The 26,871-nt window shown below is 75.8% G+C and carries 19 protein-coding genes, 1 tRNA gene and 2 pseudogenes; 5 read left to right on the top strand and 17 right to left on the bottom strand.

Features of this window, described 5'->3' with window-relative positions; genetic code table 11:
* Positions 1 to 93: 93 nt before the first annotated feature.
* Entirely contained in the window at positions 94 to 1,383 is a 1,290-nt protein-coding gene (locus DNL40_RS04930) for a glycosyltransferase (protein ID WP_111250116.1), read from the bottom strand.
* A gap of 182 nt (positions 1,384 to 1,565) precedes the next feature.
* Here DNL40_RS04930 and DNL40_RS04925 point away from each other — a divergent pair, with 182 nt between their 5' ends.
* Both DNL40_RS04925 and DNL40_RS16685 read left to right on the top strand, forming a co-directional pair.
* Complete coding sequence (locus DNL40_RS04925) at positions 1,566 to 3,101, top strand: tyrosine-protein kinase domain-containing protein (protein ID WP_179950945.1); 1,536 nt, start codon at positions 1,566 to 1,568, stop codon at positions 3,099 to 3,101.
* Positions 3,098 to 4,084 (top strand): annotated as a pseudogene (locus tag DNL40_RS16685) (glycosyltransferase family 4 protein); the annotation flags it as partial. The gene DNL40_RS04925 and the pseudogene DNL40_RS16685, both read left to right, overlap by 4 nt.
* Before the next feature lie 69 nt (positions 4,085 to 4,153).
* On the opposite strand, the gene DNL40_RS04915 reads toward DNL40_RS16685, so the two are convergent.
* The 5 genes from DNL40_RS04915 to DNL40_RS04890 form a co-directional block, all read right to left on the bottom strand.
* On the bottom strand, positions 4,154 to 5,263 hold the full coding sequence (locus DNL40_RS04915; protein ID WP_179950944.1) for an acyltransferase family protein: 1,110 nt from the start codon (positions 5,261 to 5,263) through the stop codon (positions 4,154 to 4,156).
* Positions 5,260 to 6,516: a hypothetical protein gene (locus DNL40_RS16360; RefSeq protein ID WP_179950943.1), complete on the bottom strand. Its 1,257-nt coding sequence runs from the start codon at positions 6,514 to 6,516 to the stop codon at positions 5,260 to 5,262. Before DNL40_RS16360 ends, DNL40_RS04915 begins: the two co-directional genes overlap by 4 nt.
* A 59-nt stretch (positions 6,517 to 6,575) precedes the next feature.
* Complete coding sequence (locus DNL40_RS04900; RefSeq protein ID WP_218925999.1) at positions 6,576 to 10,781, bottom strand: PKD domain-containing protein; 4,206 nt, start codon at positions 10,779 to 10,781, stop codon at positions 6,576 to 6,578.
* A 208-nt stretch (positions 10,782 to 10,989) separates the two neighbouring features.
* A complete protein-coding gene (locus DNL40_RS04895) occupies positions 10,990 to 11,826 on the bottom strand; it encodes a hypothetical protein (protein ID WP_111250110.1) in 837 nt (278 codons plus the stop codon).
* An 87-nt stretch (positions 11,827 to 11,913) separates the two neighbouring features.
* Positions 11,914 to 12,903 carry a glycosyltransferase family 2 protein gene (locus tag DNL40_RS04890; RefSeq protein ID WP_179950942.1) on the bottom strand — a complete coding sequence of 330 codons (990 nt, stop codon included), beginning with the start codon at positions 12,901 to 12,903 and terminating at the stop codon, positions 11,914 to 11,916.
* Between the two features lie 149 nt (positions 12,904 to 13,052).
* On the opposite strand from DNL40_RS04890, the gene DNL40_RS04885 reads away from it, so the two are divergent.
* Positions 13,053 to 14,072, top strand: a complete 1,020-nt coding sequence (locus DNL40_RS04885; RefSeq protein WP_111250108.1) for a glycosyltransferase — start codon at positions 13,053 to 13,055, stop codon at positions 14,070 to 14,072.
* A 40-nt stretch (positions 14,073 to 14,112) separates the two neighbouring features.
* On the opposite strand, the gene DNL40_RS04880 is transcribed toward DNL40_RS04885, so the two are convergent.
* The 11 genes and pseudogenes from DNL40_RS04880 to DNL40_RS04825 form a co-directional block, all read right to left on the bottom strand.
* A complete protein-coding gene (locus DNL40_RS04880) occupies positions 14,113 to 15,093 on the bottom strand; it encodes a glycosyltransferase (RefSeq protein ID WP_111250107.1) in 981 nt (326 codons plus the stop codon).
* Positions 15,086 to 15,823, bottom strand: coding sequence for a CDP-alcohol phosphatidyltransferase family protein (locus tag DNL40_RS04875; protein WP_111250106.1), 738 nt, complete (start codon positions 15,821 to 15,823; stop codon positions 15,086 to 15,088). Before DNL40_RS04875 ends, DNL40_RS04880 begins: the two co-directional genes overlap by 8 nt.
* Positions 15,820 to 16,967, bottom strand: a pseudogene (locus DNL40_RS04870) (DUF1972 domain-containing protein). Before DNL40_RS04870 ends, DNL40_RS04875 begins: the two are co-directional and overlap by 4 nt.
* Positions 16,968 to 17,127: 160 nt before the next feature.
* The gene (locus DNL40_RS04865) at positions 17,128 to 17,658 is read right to left on the bottom strand and encodes a DUF4190 domain-containing protein (RefSeq protein WP_111250105.1); all 531 of its coding nucleotides are present in this window, start codon (positions 17,656 to 17,658) and stop codon (positions 17,128 to 17,130) included.
* 16 nt (positions 17,659 to 17,674) lie between these two features.
* Positions 17,675 to 18,277 (bottom strand): aminoacyl-tRNA hydrolase, encoded by a 603-nt coding sequence (gene pth, locus DNL40_RS04860; protein WP_111250104.1) that lies wholly within the window; start codon positions 18,275 to 18,277, stop codon positions 17,675 to 17,677.
* Between the two features lie 129 nt (positions 18,278 to 18,406).
* Positions 18,407 to 19,009 (bottom strand): 50S ribosomal protein L25/general stress protein Ctc, encoded by a 603-nt coding sequence (locus tag DNL40_RS04855; RefSeq protein ID WP_111250103.1) that lies wholly within the window; start codon positions 19,007 to 19,009, stop codon positions 18,407 to 18,409.
* A gap of 259 nt (positions 19,010 to 19,268) precedes the next feature.
* Positions 19,269 to 20,606: an oligosaccharide flippase family protein gene (locus tag DNL40_RS16355; protein ID WP_179950941.1), complete on the bottom strand. Its 1,338-nt coding sequence runs from the start codon at positions 20,604 to 20,606 to the stop codon at positions 19,269 to 19,271.
* Complete coding sequence (locus DNL40_RS04840; RefSeq protein WP_111250101.1) at positions 20,603 to 22,639, bottom strand: glycosyltransferase family 4 protein; 2,037 nt, start codon at positions 22,637 to 22,639, stop codon at positions 20,603 to 20,605. The genes DNL40_RS16355 and DNL40_RS04840 overlap by 4 nt, the downstream gene beginning before the upstream one ends.
* Before the next feature lie 173 nt (positions 22,640 to 22,812).
* Complete coding sequence (locus DNL40_RS04835; protein WP_111250100.1) at positions 22,813 to 23,796, bottom strand: ribose-phosphate diphosphokinase; 984 nt, start codon at positions 23,794 to 23,796, stop codon at positions 22,813 to 22,815.
* Complete coding sequence (glmU, locus tag DNL40_RS04830) at positions 23,796 to 25,247, bottom strand: bifunctional UDP-N-acetylglucosamine diphosphorylase/glucosamine-1-phosphate N-acetyltransferase GlmU (RefSeq protein ID WP_245885693.1); 1,452 nt, start codon at positions 25,245 to 25,247, stop codon at positions 23,796 to 23,798. Before glmU ends, DNL40_RS04835 begins: the two co-directional genes overlap by 1 nt.
* A 128-nt stretch (positions 25,248 to 25,375) precedes the next feature.
* Positions 25,376 to 25,447, bottom strand: a tRNA-Gln gene (locus DNL40_RS04825).
* Between the two features lie 179 nt (positions 25,448 to 25,626).
* Here DNL40_RS04825 and DNL40_RS04820 point away from each other — a divergent pair.
* Both DNL40_RS04820 and DNL40_RS04815 read left to right on the top strand, forming a co-directional pair.
* Positions 25,627 to 26,235, top strand: a complete 609-nt coding sequence (locus DNL40_RS04820) for a TetR/AcrR family transcriptional regulator (RefSeq protein ID WP_179950940.1) — start codon at positions 25,627 to 25,629, stop codon at positions 26,233 to 26,235.
* Positions 26,236 to 26,301: 66 nt separating this feature from the next.
* Positions 26,302 to 26,829 carry a MarR family winged helix-turn-helix transcriptional regulator gene (locus DNL40_RS04815; RefSeq protein WP_111250097.1) on the top strand — a complete coding sequence of 176 codons (528 nt, stop codon included), beginning with the start codon at positions 26,302 to 26,304 and terminating at the stop codon, positions 26,827 to 26,829.
* Positions 26,830 to 26,871: the final 42 nt, after the last annotated feature.

Genomic DNA, 26,871 nt, shown 5'->3' with positions numbered 1-26,871 from the left:
CAGGCTCGCCGTGCGCACCGAGCGTGAACAGGTGTGGGAGAGATCCGGCGGACGTCCGGGGCGGTCCGGAGGCGGGGCGGTCCGGAGGCGCTGTCAGGCGTCCGCCGCAGGACCTTGCGCGGGAACCGCCGGGGCGGTGGGTGCGGCGAGGGCGGCGGCGTCGGCCGCCGCCGCGGCGTACCACCCGGCCAGCAGCCCCGGCAGCCGGGCGGCGGACCACCGGCCGTGCCGGGTGCCGCCGGCCTCCCCCGCCGCGACCAGGGCGCGGGCCAGGTTGCCCACCACGTCACCCTCGAGCGCCGCGACGAACGCCGCGGGCTGCGCGAGCAGGGGCGGGCCGCCGAGCGGCAGGCACACCACGGGCGTGCCGAGCGTGCTGGCCTCGGCGGCCACCCAGCCCGCCTGGTCGTGCATGGAGGGGAACAGCAGCGCGTCGGCACGCGCCGTGGCCGCCAGCACCTCGGACCGCGGCCGGCGGCCGTGGAACCGGACCCGGCCGGTCAGCCCGAGCCGCCGGGCGCGTGCCTCCAGCGCCCGCCGCAGCGGTCCGTCGCCGTAGACGTCGAGCCGCCACCCGCGGGCCTCGGGACGGGCGAGGGCGTCGAGCGCCAGCGCCGTGCCCTTCCACGGGATCAGGCGGGCGACGTGCACCGCCGTCCGCGCGGGCACGGCGGGCTCCCCCGGCGTCGTGCCGGCAGGTGCCGGGGCCGGTTCGACCTCGGGGTCCACGACGGCGTTGGGCTCGACGACGACGCGCCGCGCCCCGGCGAACCGCTCCGCGACCTCGGGGTTCTGCGCCACCACGAGGCTCGCGCGCCGCGCCGCAGCGTCCCCCCACCGCCGGCGGGCCAGCGCCACCACGGTGTCCCGCAGGCGCTCGACGACGACGCCGCGCACGCCGAGCCAGCGCCGCAGGCGCCGGTACGGCGTCCTGCTCGCGCCGCCCACCGGGCCCCAGACGAGCGGCACGCCCTCCACACGGGCCAGGCCGCAGGGCATCCAGTCGTTGGCCCAGGTGACGTGGTGCAGCACGTCGAACCCCACCTGCGCGTGCAGCCGGCGGGCCGTGCGTGCGAGCAGGGCCTGCCACCACGCGTAGTACCAGTAGACGCCGCCGGGCAGGCGCTTGAGGGCGAGCACCGCGGCCGGGGCGTCGACATAGGTGACGTGCAGGTGCGCGGCCAGCCGGGGGTCGGCGGCCAGGGCCTGCGTGACGGCGGGCCGGAACCGGCGCCGCGTCACGGCCCACACCTCGTGCCGGGCGGCGGCAGCCACGGCGAACGCCCACCCGGCGCCCGCCTCGGGCTCGTCGCCGGGTCCCAGCGCGTAGGCGCCGACCAGGACGTGCGGCCTCGGGCGGTCGTCGTCAGCCGGTGCCGTCACGTCGGTCCTCCTCCGGGCGCGAGCGCCTGCTGCGATCGTCGCAGCGGGGTGCGGGCCGCGGCACCCGGAGGTCCGGGCGAATCTCGCCTTTTCACCCCTTCCCGGCCCGATGTGACCCGCGCCACGAGCCGTATCGTCGTGAGGAGCGCTCGAACCGTCCGGCGATGCCTGAGGAGAGACGCATGGATCTCATCGAGTACCTGGGCGTGCTGCGCAAGCGCTGGCCGGTCGCGGCCGCGCTGGGGATCCTCGGGGCGGTGGTCGGCCTGGGCGTCGCGGAACGGACGCCGCCCTCCTACACCGCCACCGCCAAGGTGTTCGTGGCCGTGGGTGGCGGGCAGACCACCAGCGACCTGCTCCAGGGCTCGACGTACGTCAAGAACCTCATCGACTCCTACACCGCCCTGATCGACATGCCGGTGGTGCTGGACCCGGTGGCCGAGACCCTGGGGCAGCCGGGCGGCGGCCGCGGCCTGGCGGGGGCGGTGACGGCGGAGGCTCCCCTGAACACGTCGATCATCGAGATCAAGGTCAGCGGCGGCGACCCGGCCTGGGCGGCGCGGGTCGCCGACGCCGTCGCGAACCAGCTCCCCCTGTCGGTCGACGCGCTGACGGCCGCGGCGGACGCGGACGCGCAGGGCGTGGCGATCACGGTGGTGTCTCCCGCGGTCGAGCCCACCCACCCGTCGCAGCCGCGCACCAGGTTCCTGGTGGCGACCGGGGGCGGCGGCGGTGTGGTCCTCGGCCTGGTGGGCGCGCTCCTGTGGGCGCTGCTCGACACGCGGCTGCGCCTGCCGCGGGACCTGGAGCCGGTGGCCGGGGGGCTGCCCACGCTCGGCACCATCCCCCGGGCCCGCCGCCCGCAGGTGCTCAGCGTGGTCGAGGACCCGCTGGGCTCGACGGCGGAGGCGTACCGGATCGTGCAGACCAACCTGCGCTACGTCGACGTCGAGAAGCCGGCCTCCCTGGTGGTCGTGACGTCCTCGGTGCCGGGCGAGGGCAAGTCGACCACCGCCCGCAACCTCGCGGCCGCCCTCGCGGAGGGCGGCCGCGACGTGCTCATGGTGGACGCCGACATGCGCCGCCCGTCGGTGTCTACCGTGCTCGGCGTCGAGGGGGCTGCCGGCCTCACCACGGTGCTCGTGGGCCGTGCCGACCTCGACGACGTGGTGCAGCCCGTGGGGCCGGGCCTGGACATCCTGCCCGTGGGGTCGGTGCCGCCGAACCCGCACCAGCTCGTGGCCTCGCCCGCGATGCGGGCGCTGCTCGCACGGACGCGGGCGCGGTACGACGTCGTGATCCTCGACGCCCCGCCGGTGCTGCCGGTCACCGACGCCGCCGTGCTGTCCACGATGGCCGACGGCACCATCGTGGTGGTCGGCAGCCGCCGGGTGCGGCGCCAACAGCTCACCCACGCGCTGCGCACGCTCGCGTCGGTGGACGCCCGGGTGCTCGGGCTCGTGATGACGTTCGTGCCCCGCTCCGGCCAGGACACCGCGTACTACGGGTACGGTCACGGCACCCGTGGCGCGGTGGCCCGGCTGCTCGGGCGGCTGCGCGGCCGGGGCGAGGGGCCTGCCCGGCCCGTCGGCCCGGTGCTGCCTGCCGAGCGTGCGACCGTCGGTGCCGCCGAGGACGCACCAGCGCCCGACGCCGAGCCCGCGGCCCCGGACGCAGAGCCCGCCGTCGCCGCGGCGGACGCCCGGCCCCCGGCATGACGACGGCCCCAGGCCGGACGGCGCGGCCAGGCGCGGCAGCAGGTCCAGGCCCGACGGCGCGACCGCGGCACCTCCAGGTGTACCGCGACCTGCGCACCGCCCACCTGGAGCGTGCGCTGTCGCTGCCGCCCGCCGACCTGCTCTACCTGCGCACCCGGTACGACTTCGACCCGACGCTCGCCGCGCGGGTCCCCCACGCACGCGTGGGGCTGGCCGGCGCCGTCGCGCACGTGCTGCGGCACGGCTACGCGTCGGTCGAGGTGAACGAGCCGGCCGCCCTGGAGTCGGCACGGCTGGCGGGGCTCGTGGTGGTGGCGGTGCGGCTGCGCGACGCGTTGACCGGCCGGCGCACCGCGGTGGTCACGTACGCCATCGGGAACGTGGACCCCCGCACGGTGCCCGCGCCGCACGGGTGGTGGCCGCGGCTGGGCCGACGGCTGGACCTGGCGCTCGCCCGGTGGGCGTGGCGCCGGTGCGACCGGGTGGTGCTCGGCACGGACGCGGCCGGCGAGCTCTACCCGGCGGCGTTCGGCCCTCCGGGGCGGCGCGCACATACGCGCACGGTGCTCGCCCTGCCCTCGCCGTGCACGTGCCCGGGCGGGCGGGCCAAGGCGGAGCGGTCGCTGCTGTTCGTGGGCGACCTCTCTCCGCGCAAGGGGTTCGACCACGTGCTGGCCGCCTGGCCGGTGGTCCGCGAGCGTCACGACGACGCCCGGCTGGTGGTGGTGGGGCGCGGGGAGCTGACCGGGCGGGCGGCGGCGCTGGCCGCGGCGGACGACCGGGTGACGTTCCTGCCGGACCCGGCGCGCGACGTCGTGCACCGGGAGCTGGACCGGGCCTGCGTGCTGGTGCTGCCGTCGCAGCGGCACGGGGCGTGGCGCGAGCAGGTGGGCCTGCCGGTGGTCGAGGGCCTGGCGCACGGGTGCACGGTGGTGACCACCGACGAGACGGGCCTCGCGGCGTGGCTGTCCGCGCACGGTCACCGGGTGGTTCCGGCGGCGCGCACGGCGTCCGACCTGCCGGGTGCTCTGGTGGGCGCGCTGGCGGTGCCGCTACGGCCGGGCGTCGTCCTCGGTGCTCTGCCGGCCCACGACGCTCGGCTGGCCGCCGGGCGCTGGCTGCGGGACGGAGGGACGCCTGGCGGTGCCGGCGAACCACCCCGGCGCCGCGTACAGCCAGGCTAGGGGGCCGCCGTCGACCCACCGGTGCACGGCCCTGGAGGCCACGACGGCGAGCGCGGCCAGGGCGGGGCAGGCCACCACCGCCCACCCGCCCGTCACCCGGCTGCCGAGGACCCCGACGGCGGCCGAGGCGGCGAAGATGATGACGGGCGTGTGGCCGAGGTAGACCGGCAGGGTGGCGGCGCCGAGCGACCGCAGGCCGCCCCACCGGGCCACGAGGACGGCGAGGCTCACCCCGGCGGCCACCCCGGCGCAGCAGACCACGAGGTGCACGCCGGGCACGGTCGCCCACCCGAGGCTCTCCTCCAGCACCGCGAGCACCGCCCACCCGCCGAGGAGGCCGAGCCGGAACGGGGCGCGCACGGCGGCCAGGCGCAGGACCAGCTCGCGGCCGTACATGCCGCACAGGAAGAAGAACGCGTACCGCAGCACGCCGTTCCACCCCAGGTTGCCGGCGTCGAAGCCGTCGGTGAGCGCCACGAGAGCGGCCGCGCCGGTGACGGCGAGCCGCACCCGCAGGTCCACGTGCCGGGTGAGGCGGGCCAGCACGCAGAGCACGGCCAGCGCCCACACGAACCACAGCTCGTACAGGGGGCGCACGGGGGCCAGCAGGAGGTCGAGGGCCAGGCCCCGGATCCCGAGCCGCGTGCCCTGGAGCGCGAACCCGGCGAGGTAGGCGAGCACACCCACCGCCTCCCACACGGCGAACACCCACAGGTAGAGGCTCAGGCGCCGCCGCCACAGCTCCCTCCACGCCATGCTCGCCACCCGGGTGGCGAGCAGGCCGGAGAGCACGAAGAAGAACGGCATGCGCAGCGTGGCGACGAACGCGTTGACCGCCTCCCACGGCTCGGAGCCCAGCCAGCGGGCCGCGTGGTACAGCACGACGAGCAGGATGGCGACGCCGCGGCCGGCGTCGATCCACGCGACCCGCCCGGGGCGCGCCGGGTCCGTCGTCGCGACCCGCGGCTGCGCCGTCACGACCGCCCCTCCGCCCGTTCCGCCGCCAGCGGCGGCGCAGCCGCGGGCACCGCCCGGGGGCCGGGCGAGAGCCCGCCGGACAGCGCGAGCAGCCCGACCGCGAGCACGAGCACCGTCAGGGAGCTCTCCGCGGGCGAGAAGAACATGTTCCACAGGGAGCGCAGGCCGAGGAACAGCACCAGCGCCGAACCGGTGCGTGACGCCGTGACCGACGCGAGCCGCACCACGAGGAACACCACCAGGGCCAGGGCGAGCGCGAGGCCGGGGATCCCGCTCCACGCCCACAGGTCACCCACCACGGAGTGCAGCTCGAACCCGCTGCCGAACAGGTAGGACTCGACGTACCCGTTGTCGGGGTCGTACCCCAGCGCGGCCATGCCGGCCTTGGCCGTGGCGACGTCGGACGGCGAGGGCACCGTGCCGCCCCCGTACCCCCACGCGCGGGCGGTCACCAGCGCGAGCGTGGCACCCATCTCGGGGCGGCCGCCGGTGATGAGGGTGCCGCCCGTGGCGATCTGCGCCTCGCTGCGCTCCCGGGCCGCGTCGCCCAGCAGCCCCTCGAGCACGGCCGCCTGGACGGTGAGGTAGACCCCGGCGGCCAGCGCGCCGAAGAACAGCACGGTGCGTGCTGTGGCGGCAGCGGACGGCGGCCGGGGGCGGCGCGCCTGCCACAGGGCCAGCAGGCCGACGAGAGCGAGGATCGCGCTGCTGGAGCGGCCGCCGTTGACGGCGGAGACGACGGCGAGGACGCCGACGGCGAGCAGGTCCACCGACGTCCTGCGGAACCGGGCCGCGAGCGCCAGGAGGAGCACCGTCGTGGGCAGCGAGAACCCGAACCGCCACGCGTTGGTGGCGAACATGCCGCCGGTGCCGACGCCGGCGAACAGCCCCAGGCCGTAGACGGCACCCACCGCCCACACGGGCAGCAGGGTCCGTGCCCACAGCACGCAGCCGACGCCGCACACGAGGGTGGCCAGCAGGGCAGCCGTCTCCACGAGGCCCCAGCGGGAGACGTCGTGGTCGGCGGCGGACCACCACGTCAGCCAGGCGCTCGACACGACGCACGCCAGCCCCAGCACCGCGACGGCGAGCGCGAACCGGCTGCGCCGCAGGTGCGGCCACCACAGGGGGGTCAGGGCCAGGGCCAGGAGGAGCCCGGCCGTCAGCCCCGCGGCCACCCCGGCCCTGGCGGCCAGGGCGGCCAGCGTCAGGGCCGCGACCACGGCGCTCGCCCCGGTGCGGCTGCCTGGCATCCCGTCCTCCGGTGGGTCGGCGGTGGTCCTCAGGGTCGGTCAGGGCCGGTCAGGGCCGGTCAGGGCCGTGGCAACGGGCCGACGCGCAGGTCGTCGACGGTGATGGTCGAGGTCCCGGTGGTGGCCGACCCGCTGACCGTGGTGACGACGCCGACCCCTCCGGCGTCCTGCAGCAGGGCGACCGCGCTGGTCCCGGTCAGCTGCCACCCTGGCGGCTCCGCCTGGCCGACCTTCCACACCTTGGCCCGCAGCGCGGTCGGGGCGGAGCCCTCCACCTGGGCGCGCACGGCGAGGCGTTCGCCGGGGGCCAGCGTGAGCCCGGCGACGTTGGCGGCGGCCAGGGTGGTCTCGCTGGTCTGCAGCGCCACGAGCTGCAGCTGCACCGCGCCGGTGGACCTGACCCACACCTTGGCCCGGTACTCGCTGGAGAACCCGCCGGTGCGGGCGGTGAAGGAGACGTAGGTGCCGCCGCCGTCGGCGATCCTGTCCACCGCGAGCTCGCCGTAGAGCTCGACGTCGGCCGCCGAGACGCTCTGGAGCTGCGCGGCCCGCGTGGCTCCCGCACCCTGCTGCACCCTGCCGGTGCCGGAACCCACCGAGAAGCTGGACGCCGCCCCGCTGGTCGACCAGGCGCCGCCCACGTCAGCGGTGCCCCACCCCGAGGTCACGGTGCGGCCGAACGAGTCCTGGGCGACGACGGCGGGCACCTCGACGGTCACGTCCTGGCGGGCGGTGGCCGTGGCGCCGTCGTCGTCGGTGACCGTGAGCGTGACGGTGTAGGTGCCGGCGGCGGCGTACGTGCGCGAGGCGGTGGCGCCCGTGGCGGTGGTGCCGTCCCCGAGGTCCCACTCGTAGGACTCGATCGTGCCGTCCGGGTCGTGGGAGGCGGTGGCGTCCACGTCGACCCGCAGGCCCGTGACCGCCGGGACGAACGCGGCGACCGGCGCCACGTTGGCCACCACGGTCACGTCCTGGCGGGCGGTGGCGGTGGCGCCGCGGTCGTCGGTCACGGTGAGCGTGACCGTGTACGTGCCGGGCGAGGCGTAGGTGTGCGTGGCCGTCACACCCGTGGCGGTGGTGCCGTCCCCGAGGTCCCACTCGTAGGCGGTCAGCGTGCCGTCCGGGTCGTGGGAGGCGGAGCCGTCGAGGACGACGTCGAGCTTGGTGGCGGTGACGCCCAGGGCGACGGCAGGGGGCACGTTCGGCACCTTCCCGGTGACCCCCGCCTCGTGGTGCAGCGCCACCTCCTGCGGCGACAGCACGCGCCCGTAGACCGCCGTCTCGTCGAACGCACCGGCCAGGTACGGCGACGTCGACCCCCACGTGGTGTCGCCGCCCACCCGCCAGTAGCCGCTGTGCTGCTGGTTGCCCGTCTGCGGGTCGGAGCCCTCGAGCGCCCCGTCGACGTACAGCCGCAGGCCCTCGGGGCCCTGCGACGCGACCACGTGGTGCCAGGCGCCGTCGTTGTAGGGCCGGGCGGTGGTCACCTTGGTGGACACCCCGGTCCACACCCCGAGCACGAGGCGGCCGTCGTCCTGCATGTAGACGTGCCGGTCGTACGAGCCGGACAGGCCCGTCTGCCGGTCGCCCAGGCCGATCACCTTGCCGCCCTGCGTCGAGGTGGTGCGCACCCACGTCTCCAGCGTGAACCCCTGGGGGTCGTCCACCGCACCCAGCGCGTAGACGTTGCCCGGGCCCGAGAACCGGACCGCGGTGCCCGTGCCGTCCGCGAGCGCCCCCGGTTCCCCGCGCGACCAGGCACCGTCGAGCCGGCCGGGACTGCCCTGGGTGCCGGAGTCGGCCACGGCGTCACCCGCGGGCTCGTCGTACCGCCAGTAGAGGGCGGGGTCGGCGTCGTAGACCAGACCGCCGTAGACGTCGGTGGGGCGGGGCGGGACGTCCACCGTGACGCCGGCGGCCGCCAGGTGCGAGCGCACCTGCGCCGCGGTGAGCACCGCCGGGTAGACGGCGACGTCGTCCACCACCCCGGCGAACCGGCTGCTGGTGGGCGCCGAGGGCCAGCCCCCGAGGTTGTCGCCGCCCACCCGCCAGTAGCCGTCGAACGGCTCGGCACCCGTCACGTCTCCGCGCTGGGCGACGCGCGTCCCGTCGACGAACAGCTGCATCCCGTCGGGGCCCAGGGTGGCTGCCACGTGGTGCCAGGCGCCGTCGTTGTACGCGGCGGACGACGACACCGTCTGCACCCGCCCGGGGTAGACGCCGAAGACGAGCTGGCCGCCGTCGGTCATGTAGACGTGCCGGTCGTAGGACCCGGAGTCCCCGGTCGGGGAGCTGCCGAACCCGACGATCTTGCCGCCCCGGGTCGTGGTGGTGCGGAACCACGCCTCGAGCGTGAACGTGCCGGGGCCCGGCGTGCGCACCGTGGTGCCGCCCGTCGCCGTCGGCGTGCCGCCGAACGTCGTGGCACCGTCGGCGTCGCCCGGGACGGCGCCGGGCGTGCCGCGCACCACGCCGTCCCCGAGCTGCAGGTCGCGGTCGCCGGCCCAGTCGGCGGCCACCGTGCCCGCCGGCTCGCCCAGGCGCCAGTAGCTGGACGCGCCGTCTGCCCGCACGGTCGACGCGTACGTGCTCAGCGTGCCCGCGGCGACCGTGACGGACACCCATCCCGACCGCTTGACGTTGCCCCAGGGGTCCGACACCGCCACGCGGTACCGGTGGGTGGCGCCCGGCGTCACGCCGGTGTCCACGAACGACTCCCGGACGTCGTCCCAGAAGTTCTTGGTGACCTGCTTCTCGTGCACCGGGGCACCCGTGTCGCTGTCCCGGTAGAGGCGGTACGTCAGCGTCTTGTCGTCACGGTCCCACGTGGTGGGGAACGAGACGCGCACGGTGCCGGGCACCACGGACACGACCGTGGGGTCGAGCGCCGCCCCGCTGCCCTCGGGCCCCACCCTGTTGGGGGCTTGCGCACGCGTGGCGAACCGGGCGATGCCGTACTGCCGCTGGCCGTTCACGGAGGGGAACTCCCCGCCGTAGAGGACGTAGCCGTCGGTGACGGTCACGCTCCACGTCGACTGCCTGGAGCTGGTGAAGCTCCCCCACTCGGTGTCGGGGAACCAGTTGAGCATCTCGCCCCGGGGCGTGCCCTCGTGCGAGGGGTAGCCGTAGATGTCCCGCGTGTTGACGCCCCGCACGTCCTCGGTGAACGCCGTCGCCTTGTGGTACGTCCACGGGTCCGTCTGGGGGAACCCTCCGCTGTTGCCGCAGTAGTGCTTGTGGCTGGCGGTGTAGACGACGCCGTGCCCGACCGCGACGTCGTACGTGTCCCCGTGGCAGTCCTCCAGCCAGCGCAGCGTGCCGTCCGACCACCGGGCGGAGAAGGTGCCCTCGGTGGTGCCGTACACCTGGCCGTCCCGGTTCCAGGCCCACCCCACGCCGTAGAACGAGTCGCCGGAGCTCGTCAGCCGCATGATCGAGGCGTTGTCGGTGGCGTTGCGGATGCGGTCGTTGACGGGCAGCGGCAGCGAGGCTCCGGTGGCGGCGTCCAGCCGGGCCAGGCCGTAGCCCGGCCGGCTCGAGCCGTTCACGGACGTGAAGCTGCCGGAGGCGACGACGGAGCGCTGGTCCGGGGCGACCACGATGGACATCACCTGGTTGTCGTCCACCACGGGCGTGAACCCGGGGACGACGGAGCCGTTGGAGGCGTTCATCGCCGCCAGCCGGTACTTGCGGGTGCCGTTGACGGCCGAGAAGTACCCGCCGGCGTACACGGTGGTGTCGGTCGCGGCCACCGCACGGGTGTTGCCGTTCATGCTGGGGGCGAACGAGGTGCTCAGCGCCCCGCTGGGCAGGTCGAACGCCGCGATGCGGTTGCGGGTCTGGCCGTCCACGCTGGTGAACCCGCCCACCACGTACAGCCGGCGCCCGTCCGGGGATGCCGCCATGTCGGTGACGTCGCCGTTGAGCGTGTGGGCGAACGAGGTGAGCACGCCCGTGGCGAGGTCGTAGGCCAGCAGGTGCGTGCGGCGCACCAGGTTCTGCCCCTTGGCGGCGCCGGCCGGGCGGGCGTTCTGGAAGTTGCCGCCCACGTACACCGTGCCGCCCACCACCACCTGCTTCCACACCACGCCGTCGTCGATCTGGACGGTGGGCAGGGAGTCGGCCGACACCGTCTCCGGGAGCGGCGGCAGGGCGTCGTCGGCGGCCGCGGGAGCAGGCCCCACCAGTGCCGCACCGAGCAGCAGGGCCGCGGCGCCCAGCGCCGCGCAGGCCCGGCGGACGAGCCGGGCGGGGAGGTTCACCACTGACGTCACACTGACCTCACAGGGTCGCGTCGCCTGCGGGCGGCCGCCGGGAGCGGTCTCTCGGCGTGCCGCGAGCGGCGCACCCTTCGACAGTAGTGACGCGCCTCACAGACGTCGCGTCCCCGACCGGGTGAATGCTCTGCCGTCGCGGGTGATTACCGGCCCCGAACCCTCAGCAGGCAACCACCCCGGCCGATCGCGGAGCCGCTCAGCCCACCGGACCCTCGAACAGGACCACCGGCGCACCGACCCCCAGGTCGACCTCGAGCCGCACCGCCGCCCGCCGCTCGGCCGGGACGCTGAACACGTACGCCCCCACCGCACCCACTCCCGGCGCCACCTCGCGGGGGAACGCCCGCGCCCCGGGTCGCGTCAGCGGGGCCGCCGGCAGCAGGTCGTCCCCCGAGTAGGCGTTGACCACCACGGTGCGGGCGTCCAGCGGCTCGGCCGTCACGTTGGTCAGCTCGATCGTGAACCGCAGCGCCGGGCCCTTCGCCTCCCCCGGCAGCCACGCCTCCCCCTCGACCGCCTCGACGTCCGAGACCGAGACCAGCACCCCGGGCACCGGCTCGGGCGTGGCCGTGAACGGCACCGGCGCCAGCACCGGCCGCCCGTCGGCGTCGACCACTGGGGCCGACGCCGGACCCTGCGCACCGGCGGTGCCTCCTGCGCCCCCCGCGCCGCCCGTGTCCCCCGCGCCGCCCGTGTCCCCCGCGCTGCCCGTGCGCCCCGCGCCGTCGTCGGCGGCGGGCGCCGAAGCCCCGGATCCGGTACCGGCTCGCGCGGAGCCGTCAGGGGATGCCGACGACGAGGCCCCCACCGGTCCGGCCGCTCCCGCGTCGCCGCCGTCACGCCCCCAGCGCCCCGCACCGGCTGCGAGGACGATCGCGACCACGACGGCGACCACGACGGCCGCCGCCGTCAGGAGCGCCGCGCGACGCACGGCAGCCGGGTGAGCGGCACGGGCGCCAGCGCCGCGGGTGCCACCGGTGGCACCGGGGTCTCCGGTGCCACCACCCTCCGCGCCGTTCCGCCTGGCCGACATGCCTCATCACGCTAGCGAGCCGCGCGTCACGCGCACCCGCCCCGGGCGCGATTCACCCCCGGCCTTCACCCGCCATGCCGACCGGGATCAGGTGCGCGCGTACGGCTGCACGTGACGGTCGACGGCGGCCAACAGCTCCCCCCGGGCCCGGGCCAGGTGACGGTGCGCGCGGGCGTCGTCACGGACGGCAGCACGCCGCAGCACGACCTCGCGCCACCGCCCGCGGCCCCACAGCGCGACGCCGAGACCGGCCCGGCACGCCGCGGTCGCCAGCACGCGAGCACGGCCCAGAAGACGCGGCAGCCCCCCGCGGTGCTCCAGCAGCCGCACCCGGGCGGTCGCGTCCGCCAGGGCGGTGGTCCGGTGGAGCACGTAGGCGCGGGTCGCCCGCTCGGGCGGGACGTGGTCGGTCACCACCGCCTCGCGGCACCACACCAGCGGGGCGCCCGCCGCGGTGAGAGCGGCCGTGAACCGGCTGTCCTCACCACCCGTGAGGCCGAACGCGGGGTCGAAGCGCAGCCCGAGCCGACGGACCGTCGCGGCATCGAGCAGCAGGTTGCTCGTGGCGGCCGAGCCCAGCCGCCGACCCGTGGGCGTGACAGCACGGTGCTCACGGTCGTAGAAGCCTCCCGCCCGCACCCACGGGTCGGGCTCCTCGGCGAACACGGAGACCACGGGGCCGGCCACCGCGCCCGCCGCGTACCGGCGCCACGCGCCCACCAGGGCGGTGAGCCAGCCCGCCGCAGGCGTCTCGTCGTCGTCCACGAAGACGACGGCGTCGCTCGGCGCCGCCTCGTCCAGGGCACGGTTGCGGGCGGCCGAGATGCCAGGAGCCGGTTCGACCACGCACCTCAGCCGGCGGTCAGCCCCGCCCACCACCCGCTCGACGGCCGCCCGTCCGCTGCCCGCGGGGTCGTTGTCCACCACGACGAGGCGGCCACGAGCGCCCGGGACGGCCGTCTCGAGCGCGTCGAGCTGGCTCAGGAGCAGAGGGACGAGGGCGGCCACCTGGCTCGGCCGCCGGTAGGTCAGCACGGCGACCGTGACGCGGGCACCGGCAGCGGTCTGGTCCCCCACGATTCACCCCCACGGGCCGTCGGCACCGCGGCGTGGCGCGGTTACCGTAACGTAGTCCGACCCGCGCCCCGGCGGCTCGGGCCCGGCGGGGATTCACCCCCGGGCACCCGCCGGCGGGTGCCGGGCCGTCGCCCGCAGATCGGAGCACGATGGCCGGCCGCACCGTCACCGTCCTGGCGTCGCACCGCGAGCCGAGCGCGACCACGAACCCGTACATCACCCTGCTGGTGCGGGCGCTGCGAGCCACGCCCGGGGTGGAGCTGGTGCCGTTCAGCACGCGACGAGCGCTCCTGGGCTCCTACGACGTGGTCCACCTGCACTGGCCCGAGGTGCTCATGGACGGCCGCAGGCGGGCCGGGCGGGCGGCGCGAGAGCTGGTCACGCTGCTCCTGCTGCTGCGCCTGACGCTGACGCGCACCCCGGTGGTGCGCACGGTGCACAACGTGGGCCTGCCGCAGGACTCCACCCGCGTCCAGCGCCTGCTGCTGCGCTGGTTCGACCGGCTGACACGGCACGCCGTCGTGCTCAACGAGCACACCCCCGTGCCGGCCGGGGCCACGGCGACGCTCGTGCCGCACGGGCACTACCGCGACTGGTACGGCCGGCCCACGCGCGAGCCGGTGCCGGGCCGCCTGCAGTACGTGGGCCTGGTGCGGCGGTACAAGGGGGTCGAGGCGCTGGTGCGGGCCTTCACGGAGACCACCGACCCGTCGCTGACGCTCGGGGTGGCCGGCCGGCCGTCGTCGGACGACCTGGTCGCGGAGATCGAGGCGGCCGCCGCGGGCGACCCGCGCATCTCCACGCACCTGGCGTTCCTGGGCGACGCGGAGCTCGTCGAGGCCGTCAGCGCCGCCGAGCTCGTCGTGCTGCCCTACCGGTTCATGCACAACTCCGGGTCCGTGCTCGCCGCCCTGTCCCTGGACCGGCCCGTGCTCGTGCCCGACAACGAGGTCAACCGCCTGCTCGCGGCCGAGACCGGCCCCGGCTGGGTGCACACGTTCGAGGGCACGCTGACGGGCGCCGCCCTCGAGCGCGCCCTGCGGGCAGCCCGGGAGCCGCGCGCGGCGGCTCCCGACCTGTCTGGGCGGGAGTGGGCGCACGCCGGTGCCGCGCACGCCCGCGTGTACCGGCGGGCCGTGGGCACCCCCGCGAGCCCGGGGACCCGCTGAGCCGCCGCGCGGCGCTCTGAGCCGCCGCGCGCGGGCCGGCCTAGGCGCCGACCGGCACCGCACCGCCTGTCCCCGGTGCCCCGTGCTCCCCCGGCGCCCCGCCTCTGCCTCGGGCCGCGCGCCGCACCCGGCGCCCCGCCGCCAGCCCGTCGCGCACGCCGCGGGCCGCGGCGCGCCAGGGTGCTGCACCGGTGACGAGCTGGGCCCGCCCGCCCTGCAGCAGCACCGCACGCACCGCGCGCGGGACGGTCCGCACCCACGCGCGGTAGCCGGCGTCGTCGAGCCACCGCGCACCGAACACGAGCCGGTTGCGCACGTTGAAGTAGTAGTACGTCTCGCTCTTGGCCCGGCCACGGCGCCGGCCCGGGTGCGTGCCGCCCTCGTCGTGGTGGGCGGTCGCCACGCCGTCGACGGCGAGCGTGCCGCCGGCCAGGCGCACCCGGTGCGAGAGGTCGACGTCCTCCCAGTACAGGAAGTACTCCTCGTCGAACCCCCCGACCTTCCGCCACAGCTGTGCCCCCACGGCCAGGCACGCCCCGGACAACCACTCCAGGACACCGGCGTCCGCTCCGCCGTCGGGCGCCGAGCGCGGGCGCATCGTGCCGTCACCCCAGTCCATGCGGGCGGTCCGCACCAGCCACGGCGTCCCGTCCGGCCGCAGGATGCGTGGAGCCACGAGCACGCCCGGGTCCTGCTCCACGCGCTCGTGCAGCCGGGCGGCGTCGGGCGGTGCGATGCGGGCGTCCGGGTTGAGCAGCAGCACGCTGCCCGCGCCGGCAGCCAGCGCCCGGGCCACACCCCGGTTCGTGCCGGCCCCGAACCCCAGGTTCGTGGCCGGAGCCTCCAGCAGCCACCCGTGCCGCTCGGCGAGCCGAGCCACGGCCGCCCGCTCGCCGTCGTCGGTGAAGCAGTCCACCACCACGACGACGTCGCCCGGCACGGTGCTGGCCACGAGGTTGCGCGCCAGCAGGGCGCTGCTGCCGTAGCTGACGACGACGACGCCCCGCCGGCCCTCAGGCATCCGCCTGCATCTCCCGGAACCAGCGGGGCAGCGCCAGCAGCACGAACACCAGCGTGAGCGCGGTGACCACCGCGTACACCGCCGCGAACACCGCCGTCGCGCCGTACAGGAGGAACGTCAGGCACAGCACGCCGTAGTCGGTGGGCAGCACCAGCACCGAGCGCAGCCACGGCATCCGGCCCGTCACCTGCGCCCGAGAGGTGACACCCCGGGCGCGGCGCAGCTGCTCCGTGAGGATCATGCCGAAGAACAGCACGCTGCTGACCACCGCGTTGACCAGCGGCACCAGAAGCCACAGGCCCTCCACCGCCCCGGACCGGTACCAGCCGACGAGCAGCGCCAGAGGCAGGGACACCACCTTGACCGCGTCGACCACGTGGTCGAGCCACTCGCCCGCAGGGCTGCCACGACCCGTCAGCCGGGCCACCTGACCGTCGGCGGAGTCCCACGCGTACCCGAGCGCCAGCAGCAGCGCGACAGCCACCCCGACCCCCCAGGCCGGAGGCAGCACCGCCAGCGCCACCACGCCAGCGAAGGTGAAGCACGCGCTGATCCCCGTCACCGCGTTCGGGCTCAGCCCCACCCGGTACGCCCACGCCGCCAGCACCCGGCCCAGACGGCGGTTGACGAACCGCGAGTACGCGGGAGCGCTGCGGGCCGCACCCTTCTGCGCCCCCGCGAGCCGCGCCAGCGTCTGCCGGTACGTCTCCCGGGGCGCGAGCGTGGTCACGCCTGCTCCTCGTGCGCCACCGCGCCACGACGCGCCGAGGGCCACGGGCCCGGAGCCCGCCCTGCCGCCAGCTCGCGCGCCAGCGCCTCGTAGCCGTCGGCCACCTCGTCCCAGTCGTAGCCGTGGGCGCGGCGGTGCAGGTACTCGGCCGAGGCGCGCGTGGTCCCTGGGTCGGCCTCCGCCTCCTCCAGGTGCCGGGCCAGGCCCGCGGCGGTCGAGAAGTAACGTCCGCCGCGGCCCAGCACCTCCCGGTTGAAGACGACGTCGTACGCCACCGTGGCGGTGCCCGCCCCGATCGCCCGCAGCAGCGACGGGTTGGTGCCGCCCACCGAGTGCCCGTGCACGTACGTCAGCGCGTGGGCGTAGAGCTGGTCGAGCAGCTTCTGGTCCCAGACCCCGCCCAGGAACCGCACCCGCGGGTCACCCGCCGCCAGGTCGTGACAGCGCTGGGTGTACCCGTGGGCGTACGGCGCCGACCCCACCACCACGAGCGGAAGCACCGCCCCGCCGGCCACGTAGCCCTCCACGATCATGTCCACGTGGTTCTCCGGCTCGAACCGCGCGACCACCAGGTGGTACCCGCCGGGCTCCAGCCCCAGGTCCTCCACCCGGTCCGAGGCGACGTCCACCAGCAGGGGCGCCCCGTAGGACAGCAGCGCGGTGGGCACCCCGTACTCGCGGCGGTAGTAGTCCGCGATGCCCTGCGCGTCGGCGATCAGGGCGTCCGAGAGCCGCACCGCCGCCGTCTCCGCCACGCGGTAGTAGCGCCGCCCCACCGGGCCCCACTTGGCGCGCTGCCACTCCAGGCCGTCCACGTGGGTGGCCACCGGGACGCCCGCCGCGCGCAGCACGGGCAGCAGCGGGGCGTTGGCCGCGTTGAACACGAACGCCGCGTCGGTGCGGTGCCGTGCCAGGTGCGCCACCGAGAGCGCCGTGTGGCTCAGGGTCTCCAGGGTGCGGGTGCGCAGCGCCCCCCCCGGGTGACGAGCTCCATCCCCAGGTACTCGTCCAGCGGCGGCCGCGCGGCCCCCGCCCGGCAGTACACCCGCACGTGGTGACCGCGCCGCACCAGCCGGGAGCCGATCTCCTCGACCGCGGTCTCGAAGCCGCCGTACCGGGCCGGCACGCCCCGCGTGCCCACCATCGCGATCGTCAGAGCGTCCCTCGCCACGAGGCCCACCTTCCCGGCGTCCGCCGCGGAGGAGACCACGGCGGTCTGGCCAGGCTAGATGCGCCTCACCCGGGGGCGTGAGGGATTCTGCGGGCGAAACAGCGGGTGAATTCCCAGCCGGCGCCCAGCGAGGTCAGACGAACGACCCCATCGAGTAGCCCCAGGGCGCCGAGGCCGCGAGACCGAGCAGCCCGAACACCAGCACCACGAGCAGCAGGGCGCCCAGCACCCCGACGCCGCCCATGACCAGGCCCGCGACGGCCAGCCCCTTGCCACCCTGGCCGCTGGTGCGCAGCCGGCTCAGGCTCATCAGGCCGAGGACCACCGCGGCGATGCTGCCCAGCACCGGGACCACGGTGAGGCCGACGATGCCGCACACGAGCGCACCGACGGCGAGCCCGTCGGTCTGCGCGGCGGGGCCGTACGACGCCCCGTACGGGGACTGACCGTAGGGGGACTGACCGTACGAGGACTGCGATCCGGGCTGCTCGTACCCCTGGTACGGGCTGTGCCCGCCGCCGGGGTAGGGCGAGCCGGAGGACGGGCCCTGCGGCGCCTGGTAGCCGGGCGACGGCTGCGACCAGCCGGCCTGCCCGGCGCCGCTCGTCTCGTCACGGCCCTCGCCGCCCGCCGGCGGAGGGTTGTACGGGTCCGAAGAGCTCATGGTCGGATGCTACCGGTCAGGCCTTCGTGTGGAACCTGCCCTGGGCGGCCAGCAGCCCCTCGGTCAGCAGCATCTCCACGGCGTCCGCCGCGTCGTCGACCAGGATGGGCAGGTCCTTCTTCTCCGTGCTGGAGAAGTCCTTGAGCACGAAGTCGGCGGTGTCCATGCGGCCCGGAGGGCGGCCCACTCCCACGCGGACGCGCAGGTAGTCCTTGGTGCCGAGCGCCTTGGTGATGTCCCGCAGCCCGTTGTGGCCGCCCTCGCCACCACCGGTCTTGAGCTTGATGGTGTCGAACGGGATGTCCACCTCGTCGTGGACCACCACCACGCCGCCCGGCTCGATGCCGTAGTACTTGGCGAGCCCGGCGACGGGCCCCCCGGAGGTGTTCATGTACGTCGTGGGCTTGGCGAGCACCACGCGGGGCCCGGGGCGGCCGCCCGCGAGCGTGCCGAGGCGCCCCTCCCCCACGACGGCCTGGGCACGGGCGTGCCGCGCCCACCGGGTGCCGGCCCGCTCGGCCAGCAGGTCGAGCACCATCTGCCCGACGTTGTGGCGGTTGCCCGCGTACTGCGGCCCGGGGTTGCCGAGCCCGACGACGAGCCAGGGGCCATCCGACATCTGCGCACTCCTTCACGTGCCGGGGCAGGCGCGAGCGGGCGCGCCCGGCCCGGCGCATCCGGCCGGGGAGACGCCGAGGCGCCCGGCCCACGAGGGTACCGGGCGCCTCGGCGCTGGATCAGGTGAGGGTCACTCGCCCTCGGCGGGCGCCTCAGCACCCTCGGCGGCCTCGCCCTCGGCGGACTCGTCCTCGGTCCCGCGGGGCTCGGTGACCGTGACGACGACGTGCTCGGCGTCGGTCAGCAGGACGGAGCCGGACGGCAGCTTCACGTCGGCGGCGGTGACGACCGCACCGGCCTCGAGGCCCTCGATCGAGACCTCGATCGACTCGGGCAGGTGCGTGGCCTCCGCCTCGAGCGAGAGGGTCTGCGCCTCGACGACGTGGATGGTGCCGGGGGCCGACTCACCGGTGACGACGACGTTGACGTCGACGGCGATCTTCTCGCCCTTGTTCACGATGAGCAGGTCGATGTGCTCGATGATGTTGCGGACCGGGTCGCGCTGGACGTCCTTGGCGACCGCGAGCTGCTCCTTGCCGTCGAGCTCGATGGTGAAGAGCGCGTTGGCCTGGCGCAGCGCGAGCATCGACTCGTGGCCCGGGAGGGTCACGTGGACCGGGTCCGTGCCGTGACCGTAGAGGACCGCGGGGATCTTGTGCTCACGGCGGATGCGGCGGGCCGCACCCTTGCCGAACTCGGTGCGGGCCTCGGCGACGAGCTTGGTGTCAGCCATGGGGATACTCCTGAGAATCGCTGATGGTGCCGCTGGCATCACCAGCGGAAGGTCTACGAGAGGGCGGCTGCGTCGGCGCGGGACACATGACGGACGCGCGCGTGGGCGCGGCGGCTGCGGTGCGATGCACCGTGCCGGACCGCCCAGTCGATCACGGAGCCCTACGGTCGTCGCGTGTTCCGCGCGCCCGCCAGACGTCCCTCGCCGAGGCAACCGGAATACTGTACCCGGCCCGGGCGGGAGGACGAAAACGCGGCGCTCAGCGACGCCGTCGGGCGCCACCCAGCATGCGGCGCCCGGCCGCGACCAGGACGCCGACGTCCCCGCGGCGCAGACCGAGGAACGGCAGCACGGCCGTGCCGAGCACCGCACGGGCGAAGACGAGGTTCATGCCCGCCGCCACGGCGTTGCCCACGAGCGTGGCCCAGGCCGCGCCGAGGGCGCCGGTCGACGGGACGAGCAGGAGCAGCACCACCAGGTTGACCGCGCAGGCCACGGCGAGCGAGACGGACCGCAGGCCGGGCCGGCCCCTGCCCCCGAGCGCGCTGCCGGCCACCGAGCCCGGGATGCCGAGCACCACGGCCGCCAGGACGACGGCGGTCACGGGCACCGCGGGCGCGAACGCGGCACCGAACAGCAGGGGCAGCCACCACCCCATCGTGAGCCCGACTCCCAGGGCGACAGCGCCGCACACGAGGGTGGCGACCCGGGACGTGCGGGCCAGGCGGGCGTCGTCGGACCCGGCGGCCTCGCTGACGAAGGTGACGTCCCGCACGGCCGCGCTGAGCAGGAGAGGAAGCTCCCCGACGGCGACGGCCACGGCGTACAGGCCCGCCTGGTCGGCGTCGGACAACGGCGTGACGAGCGACTGGTCGAGCCGCATGAGCAGCACCCCGGCCAGCGACCCCGCCCACACGCGCAGCCCGAACCGCAGCAGCCCCGCGGCCCGCACCTGCGCCGGCGGGGACGCCACCACCGGGCCCGTCCCGCGCAGCACCAGGAGGTAGGGCACCGCGCCGAGCAGGGGCAGGCCCGCGAGCACCACCGTGGCCGTCAGCGGCGTCAGGTGGCCGGTCAGCCACAGCGGTACCAGCACCACGAGCTTGGTGACGGAGCTGAGCACCTTCTCCGCGGCGAGCGCCCGCCACCGGCCCAGCCCCGCGGCGGCACCGCGCAGGCTCCCGACGACGAGCTGGGGCACCAGCGCGCAGGAGGCGAGCAGCATGAGGCTGCGGATCGCGTCCTGCCCGCCGCTGAGGAACGGCGAGAGGAGCCACACGACGGCGACCGCGAGGAGGCCCGCGCCCGCCATGAGCCACGAGCTGCGCCGCAGCACCGTGCGGGCCAGACCGGGCGCGCGGGCCACGGCGTAGGTGGCCGCCTCGGGCACGCCGAACGTGAGGATCGACGTGACGAGGGTGAACGGGGCCATGGCCGCGGCCACCTGCCCCCGCCCCTCCAGGTCGAGGGCCTGGGCGAGCACGGGCCCGGTGGCGACGGAGACCAGCGCCGGGAAGAGGTTGCCCGCCGCCAGCGTGGCGATGGCGCCCGAGAGCCCGGTGCGGGCGGCCGGCGGGGCGGCGGGGCCCGCGGTCACGCCACCGACCCGGCCGGGGCGGCGTCGCGCAGGACGGCACGGCGGACCTCGCCGACGTATGCCGCGGCCGCCGCCTGGTCGTTGCCGCCGCCCGACCCGTTCTCCTGGAACAGAGCGCCGGCCTGGGTGCCGGGCACGAGCAGGTAGTCGCGGGGCGTGGCGGACACCTGGGCCACCCCGACGCCGGCGCGGACGGCGACGGCGTGCACCCACACGTCGTCGCACCGCGGGGCCACGGCCAGGAAGGCCCGGCCCGCCTCGCGCAGCGCTGCCACCATCGCGGGCGGGTACAGCACCCCGGACACCCCGGTGGGGAGCGTCGCCGCCGACGGCTCCGTGGCGGTCTCGGCCACCCACCCCGCGTACGGCCCGATCGTGCCGGCCACGGTGGTGACCCGGTGCGCCCGGTGGGCCACGACGCAGCCGGGCAGCCGCCGGTGCGCGGCCAGGAGCCCGGCCAGCCACCCGCGCGGGTAGAGCACGTCGTCGTCGGCCGTGACGAACGGGCCCGGCCCACCCGCCGTCACGTACGGGAACTGCTTCTTGTGCGGCCCCAGGTCCTCGCAGCGGCGGATCTCCAGGCCGCGCGCGCGCAGGCGGCGCAGCGGGGCGGGCGGGGCGGTGACCAGGCGCTCCTCGTCGACCCAGAGGATCGCGCGCCGGGGCCGTACCGTCCCGGCCGCCACCGACTCCAGCGCGAGGTGCACCGTCGCGGCGCGCCGGCCGTACGTGGTGACGCACAGGTCGACGGGGGCGTCGCCGGTGAGCGGTGCCGAGCTCCACCGGTTGCGGGCCGCGAGGGCGGCGCTCCGGGCCAGGGCCCGCAGCAGCCGCCCCGCCCCCGGCAGGTCGGTGAGGAGCAGCTTGGCCAGGCTGCGGGCGACCGACGGCGCCGCTGCGGGCGCGAGCACGGCCCGCACCTGCTCGCGGTACCGGGTCACGGAGAACCGCTCCCGCGCCTCGCGGTGCGCCGCCCGCGCCAGAGCACGGGCCTGGTCCGGAGCGTCGAGCAGGCGGGCGACGGCGCGAGCCAGCGCCCGCGGGTCGCCGGGCGGCACCAGGAGGCCTGTGACGCCGTCGCGCACGATCTCGGCCAGGCCCTGAGTCCGCGACGCGACGACCGGCCTGCGGGCCAGCATCGCCTCGACGGCCACGTTGCCGAACGGCTCGACCCTTGAGGGCACCAGGGCGACGTCGGCGGCGGCGAGCTGCTCCCACGCGTCGGCGTACCCCGCGAACGTGACGGCCCCCACGAGGTCAGGCTCGCCGGCCCTGTCGCGCAGCCGCCGCTCGAACCACTCGTAGCCCGCGAAGCAGGTGCCGGCCAGCGTGAGGGTGACCTCGCGACCGTCGCGGCGCAGGAGGGCGAGCGCCTCGAGCGCGACGTCGGTGCCCTTGCGCGGGGACAGGCGGCCCACGAGCACGAGGTGCGCCGGGTCGCCCGCGGAGCGCGGGCGCGGCTCCGGCGCCCGGGCAGGGCCGGGCACGCCGTTGTGCACCACCCGGGTGGTGCGGGCCAGCCGCCCGACGGCACCGACGAGCACGTCGCGCGCGGCCCGGGAGTTCGCCACCACGGCCGAGGAGAGCAGCAGCGGCGCGGCCAGCGCAGCCCGCACCGGGCGCGGGGCGTCCGCCTCGGCCTCGTGCACGTGCACGACGACGCGGACCCTCGCCAGGCGCCCGGCCAGCACCCACCAGGGCACGGTGAGCGTACTCACCAGGACGACGTCGGCACCCGCGCGACGCACGACGCCCACCGCCCGGGGCAGCGCACGAGCCGCCCCGAGCGCGAGCCGCACCAGGCCCGCCGGGCGCAGCGCTGCCTTGCGGACCACCGGGAACGGCACCACCACCACGCGTGCGCCGGCCTCCTCCAGCCGGGCGACGAGCGGCCCCGGGCCAGGCAGCACGACGGTCACCCGTGCCCCTGCCTCCACGCAGGCGCGCACGGTCTCGACCGTCTGCAGGTCGCTGCCGTAGAGCTCGGTCGACGGGTGCGCGATCAGGACGTGCCCCGCGAGAAGCCGTGCCATCCGGCCATGCTCGCCGTCCGCGCCCGTGCGGCCACAAGGGGGCGGGCGCACGTTTCACCCCCGGCCGCCGCCGGTTTCACCTTCGCTCACCCGGGCAGCACGAGAGACGCCCGGCCACGAGGGCCGGGCGTCTCTCGCACCAGGGGGCGGGGCGCCAGGGCGGCGCCGCGGGCTCAGCTGTTGCCGTCGAAGAGGCTCGTGACCGAGCCGTCGTCGAACACCTCGCGGATCGCACGGGCGATGAGCGGCGCGATCGACAGCACCGTCAGGGAACCGAACCGCTTGGCGGGCTCGATCGGCAGCGTGTCGGTGACGACCACCTCGAGAGCGCCGCACTCCGACAGGCGCTGGGCGGCGGGGTCCGAGAGCACACCGTGGGTGGCGGCCACGATGACCGACTTGGCGCCCGCGTCGAGCACCACCTTGACGGCCTCGGCGATGGTGCCGCCGGTGTCGATCAGGTCGTCGACCAGCACGCACTCCTTGCCCTCGACGTCACCGACCACGCGGTTGGCGTGGGACGTGTTGGGGCGCGTCACGTCGCGCGTCTTGTGCACGAAGGCGAGCGGGCCGCCGCCCAGCTTCGCGGCCCACTGCTCGGCGACACGGATGCGGCCGGCGTCGGGCGAGACGACCGTGACGTTCGAGGTGTCGACGCGGGTGCGCACGTAGTCCGTCAGCACCGGCATGGCCCACAGGTGGTCGACCGGGCCGTCGAAGAAGCCCTGGATCTGCGGGGTGTGCAGGTCGACGCTCATGATGCGGTCCGCACCCGCGGTGCGCAGCAGGTCTGCCACCAGGCGGGCCGAGATGGGCTCGCGGCCGCGGCTCTTCTTGTCCTGGCGGGCGTAGGCGTAGAACGGCGTGACCGCCGTGATGGTGCGGGCCGAGGCGCGCTTGGCGGCGTCGACCATGAGCAGCTGCTCCATGAGCCACTGGTTGACCGGCGCGGTGTGCGGCTGCAGCAGGAAGATGTCGGTGCCGCGCACCGACTCCCCGAACCGCACGTACGTCTCGCTGTTGGCGAAGTCGTAGGCGGAGACCGGCAGCAGCGCGATGCCCAGCTCCTTGGCCACCGCCTCCGCCAGCTCCGGGTGCGCGCGGCCCGCCGCGAGGACGAGCTCCCGGTCACCGGCGCCGTGGATCGAGTTGTTCATCAGTTGCTGCTTCCTTCGGTCGGGGCGACGCCGTCATCGGTGGTGGTGGAATTGTGCTGGCCCTCGGCCCGGCGCGCAGCCGCGGCGGCGTCGGCGGCCGCCGTGCCGGGGCGCTTGCGCTCGACCCAGCCCTCGACGTTGCGCTGCTGGGCGCGGCTGACGCCCAGGGCGCCGGCGGGCACGTCGCGGGTGATCACGGACCCGGCGGCGGTGTAGGCGCCGTCGCCCACCGTCACCGGGGCCACGAGCATGTTGTCGCCGCCCACCTTCGCGTGGGAGCCGATCGTGGTGCGGTGCTTGTTCACGCCGTCGTAGTTGAGCGTCACGGTGGCGGCACCGATGTTGGAGCCCTCGCCGATCGTGGCGTCCCCGATGTACGACAGGTGCGGCACCTTGGAGCCGGCGCCGATCTCGGCGTTCTTGGTCTCGACGAACGTGCCGATCTTGCCCTTGTCGCCCAGCACGGTGCCGGGCCGCAGGTAGGCGAACGGCCCGACGCTCGCGCCCGCACCGATCACGGACAGCGAGCCGTGGGTCCGCACCACGGTGGCCCCGGCGCCGACCTCGACGTCGGTGAGCGTGGTGTCCGGGCCGATGGTGGCACCGCCCTCGACCTTGGTGGCGCCGTGCAGCTGGGTGCCCGGCAGCAGCGTGACGTCGGGCGCGAGCTCCACGTCGACGTCGACCCAGGTGCTGCCCGGGTCCACCACCGTCACGCCCTCGAGCATCCACCGCTCGAGCGTGCGGCGGTTGAGCTCGGCGCCCAGCACCGACAGCGCGAGACGGTCGTTGGTGCCCTCGACCGAGGTGGGGTCGTCGGTGATGACGGCGCGCACGGGGCGGCCCTCCGCACGGGCGAACGCGACGACGTCGGTCAGGTACATCTCGCCCTGGGCGTTGTCCTGCGTGACCGAGGCGAGCCCGCGGCGCAGCACGTCGGCGTCGAAGACGAAGATCGAGGTGTTGATCTCGCGGACCTGGCGCTGCTCGTCGGTGGCGTCCTTGTGCTCCACGATGGCCAGCACGTCGCCCGTGCCGTCCTCGCGGACGATGCGGCCGTAGCCGGTGGCGTCCTCCACGACGGTGGTCAGCACGGTGACGGCGTTGCCGTCGGCGTGGTGGGCGGCCACGAGCTGGCCGAGCGTGGCGCCGTCGAGCAGCGGCACGTCGCTGGCGGTGACGACGACGGCGCCGGTCAGCTCGCCGCCCACGTGCGCGTCGAGCGCCGCGAGCCCCACCTGGGCGGCGCGGCCGGTGCCCGGCACGTCGTCCTGGTCGACCACGAGGGCCTGCGGGTCCACCCGCTCCACCTCGGCGGCGACCAGGTCGCGGCCGTGGCGCACCACCACGGCGAGGTGCTGCGGCGCGAGCGCGCGGCCCGCCGCCATCGCGTGCCCCAGCAGGGTGCGCCCGCCCACGGCGTGCAGCACCTTGGGGCGTGCGGACTTCATGCGGGTGCCCTGACCTGCGGCGAGGACGACGACGGCGGCGGGCGGCGTCGTGGCGGGCGAGGTCTCGGTCGACACGAGGGTGCCTCTCTTCTCGGCTCTGGCGTCTGCGCGGGGTGGGACGCCGCGAGCTCCGCCCCCAGGACTCGAACCTGGACCAAGGGCACCAAAAACCCCTGTGCTGCCGATTACACCAAGGCGGAACGGGCCGTCCTGCGGTGGCGAGCCACCGTCCCACGTCCCCCGACAGTCTGCCAGGTCCCGCACGGTGCTCCGGTGCCGGGACGGTGAGCCGCGGCACCCCGGGCCGCCCCGCTCCGGCCCCGAGTCGGGCAGGATGAGGGCCGTGGCCGCCGACAACCGACGTACCCCCCGCTCTCGCATGACCGCCAGCGAGCGACGGGAACAGCTGCTGACCGTCAGCCGCGGCCTGTTCGCCGAGAGAGGTTTCGAGGGCACCAGCGTCGAGGAGATCGCCGCGCGAGCGGCCGTGTCCAAGCCCGTGGTGTACGAGCACTTCGGCGGCAAGGAGGGCGTCTACGCCGTCGTCGTCGACCGCGAGGTGCAGGGCCTGACCGGTGCGCTGACCGGGGCCCTCGCCGAGGGCGGGCACCCGAAGGTGATGGTGGAGCGCACCGCCCTGGCGCTGCTCGACTACATCGAGGCGCACGAGGACGGTTTCCGCATCCTGGTGCGCGACTCCCCCGTGGCGCAGGCCACGGGCACGTTCTCCTCCCTGATCGGCGACGTGGCCACGCAGGTGGAGCACATCCTGGTGGCCCAGTTCAAGGAGAACGGGCTGGAGCCGCGGGTCGCACCCCTGTACGCGCAGATGCTGGTGGGGATGATCGCGCTCACCGGCCAGTACTGGCTGGACGCCCGCTCGCCCAGGAAGGCCGAGGTGGCCGCGCACCTGGTCAACCTCGCGTGGAACGGGCTCAAGGGCATGGAGAAGAAGCCGGTGCTGACCAAGCCCCGGCCGCGGGAGTGACCCCGACCTGACACACGCGTCACGTCAAGAGTCTTGACGTCGAGAGATCGGTTGTAGTCTCCCTCCATGGAGGCTCCCGCACCGCACGACGCGCACGACGCGTCCCGCCCCGACGAGGTGGACCGCATCGTCGAGGCCTGGCAGCGCGAGCGTCCCGACCTCGCCGTCGAGCCGCTCGCCGTCTTCTCCAGGGTCAGCCGGCTCGCCCGGCACCTCGACCGCGCCCGCCGCGGGGCGTTCGCCCGTCACGGCCTGGAGGCCTGGGAGTTCGACGTGCTCTCCGCGCTGCGCCGCGCCGGAGACCCGTACCGCATGTCCCCCGGCGCCCTGGTCACGGCCACCCTGGTGACCAGCGGCACCATGACCAACCGGATCGACCGGCTCGAGAGCCACGGCCTCGTGGAGCGCCACCGCTCCCCCGACGACCGCCGCGGCGTGCTCGTCCAGCTCACCCCGGCCGGCCGCGAGCGCGTCGACGCCGCCCTCACCGACCTGCTCGAGGTCGAGGCGCGCGTGCTCGACGCGCTCTCCCCCGAGGAGCGCCCGCAGCTCGCCGCCCTGCTGCGCACCGTCGCCGCCCAGTTCGACGAGTGAGCCGCAGCCGGGGGCAACGCCGCCGCAGGGGTAGCGTGACCG

The sequence above is a fragment of the Xylanimonas oleitrophica genome (assembly GCF_003244315.1).
In the GTDB taxonomy this organism is placed as follows: Bacteria; Actinomycetota; Actinomycetes; order Actinomycetales; family Cellulomonadaceae; genus Xylanimonas_A; species Xylanimonas_A oleitrophica.
The sequence above is the reverse complement of the archived record's forward strand: the minus strand, read 5'-3'. Positions and strand labels throughout refer to the sequence as shown.

What these genes read in the sequence shown, in the direction of transcription:
- DNL40_RS04855 (WP_111250103.1), bottom strand. Translation starts at nt 19,009, where the DNA reads ATGGCTGACACCAAGCTCGTCGCCGAGGCCCGCACCGAGTTCGGCAAG.
- DNL40_RS04815 (WP_111250097.1), top strand. Translation starts at nt 26,302, where the DNA reads ATGGAGGCTCCCGCACCGCACGACGCGCACGACGCGTCCCGCCCCGAC.
- DNL40_RS04820 (WP_179950940.1), top strand. Translation starts at nt 25,627, where the DNA reads ATGACCGCCAGCGAGCGACGGGAACAGCTGCTGACCGTCAGCCGCGGC.
- DNL40_RS04885 (WP_111250108.1), top strand. Translation starts at nt 13,053, where the DNA reads ATGGCCGGCCGCACCGTCACCGTCCTGGCGTCGCACCGCGAGCCGAGC.
- DNL40_RS04880 (WP_111250107.1), bottom strand. Translation starts at nt 15,093, where the DNA reads ATGCCTGAGGGCCGGCGGGGCGTCGTCGTCGTCAGCTACGGCAGCAGC.
- DNL40_RS04865 (WP_111250105.1), bottom strand. Translation starts at nt 17,658, where the DNA reads ATGAGCTCTTCGGACCCGTACAACCCTCCGCCGGCGGGCGGCGAGGGC.
- glmU (WP_245885693.1), bottom strand. Translation starts at nt 25,247, where the DNA reads ATGAAGTCCGCACGCCCCAAGGTGCTGCACGCCGTGGGCGGGCGCACC.
- DNL40_RS04925 (WP_179950945.1), top strand. Translation starts at nt 1,566, where the DNA reads ATGGATCTCATCGAGTACCTGGGCGTGCTGCGCAAGCGCTGGCCGGTC.
- DNL40_RS04895 (WP_111250110.1), bottom strand. Translation starts at nt 11,826, where the DNA reads ATGTCGGCCAGGCGGAACGGCGCGGAGGGTGGTGGCACCGGAGACCCC.
- DNL40_RS04840 (WP_111250101.1), bottom strand. Translation starts at nt 22,639, where the DNA reads ATGGCACGGCTTCTCGCGGGGCACGTCCTGATCGCGCACCCGTCGACC.
- DNL40_RS04835 (WP_111250100.1), bottom strand. Translation starts at nt 23,796, where the DNA reads ATGAACAACTCGATCCACGGCGCCGGTGACCGGGAGCTCGTCCTCGCG.
- DNL40_RS16360 (WP_179950943.1), bottom strand. Translation starts at nt 6,516, where the DNA reads ATGCCAGGCAGCCGCACCGGGGCGAGCGCCGTGGTCGCGGCCCTGACG.
- pth (WP_111250104.1), bottom strand. Translation starts at nt 18,277, where the DNA reads ATGTCGGATGGCCCCTGGCTCGTCGTCGGGCTCGGCAACCCCGGGCCG.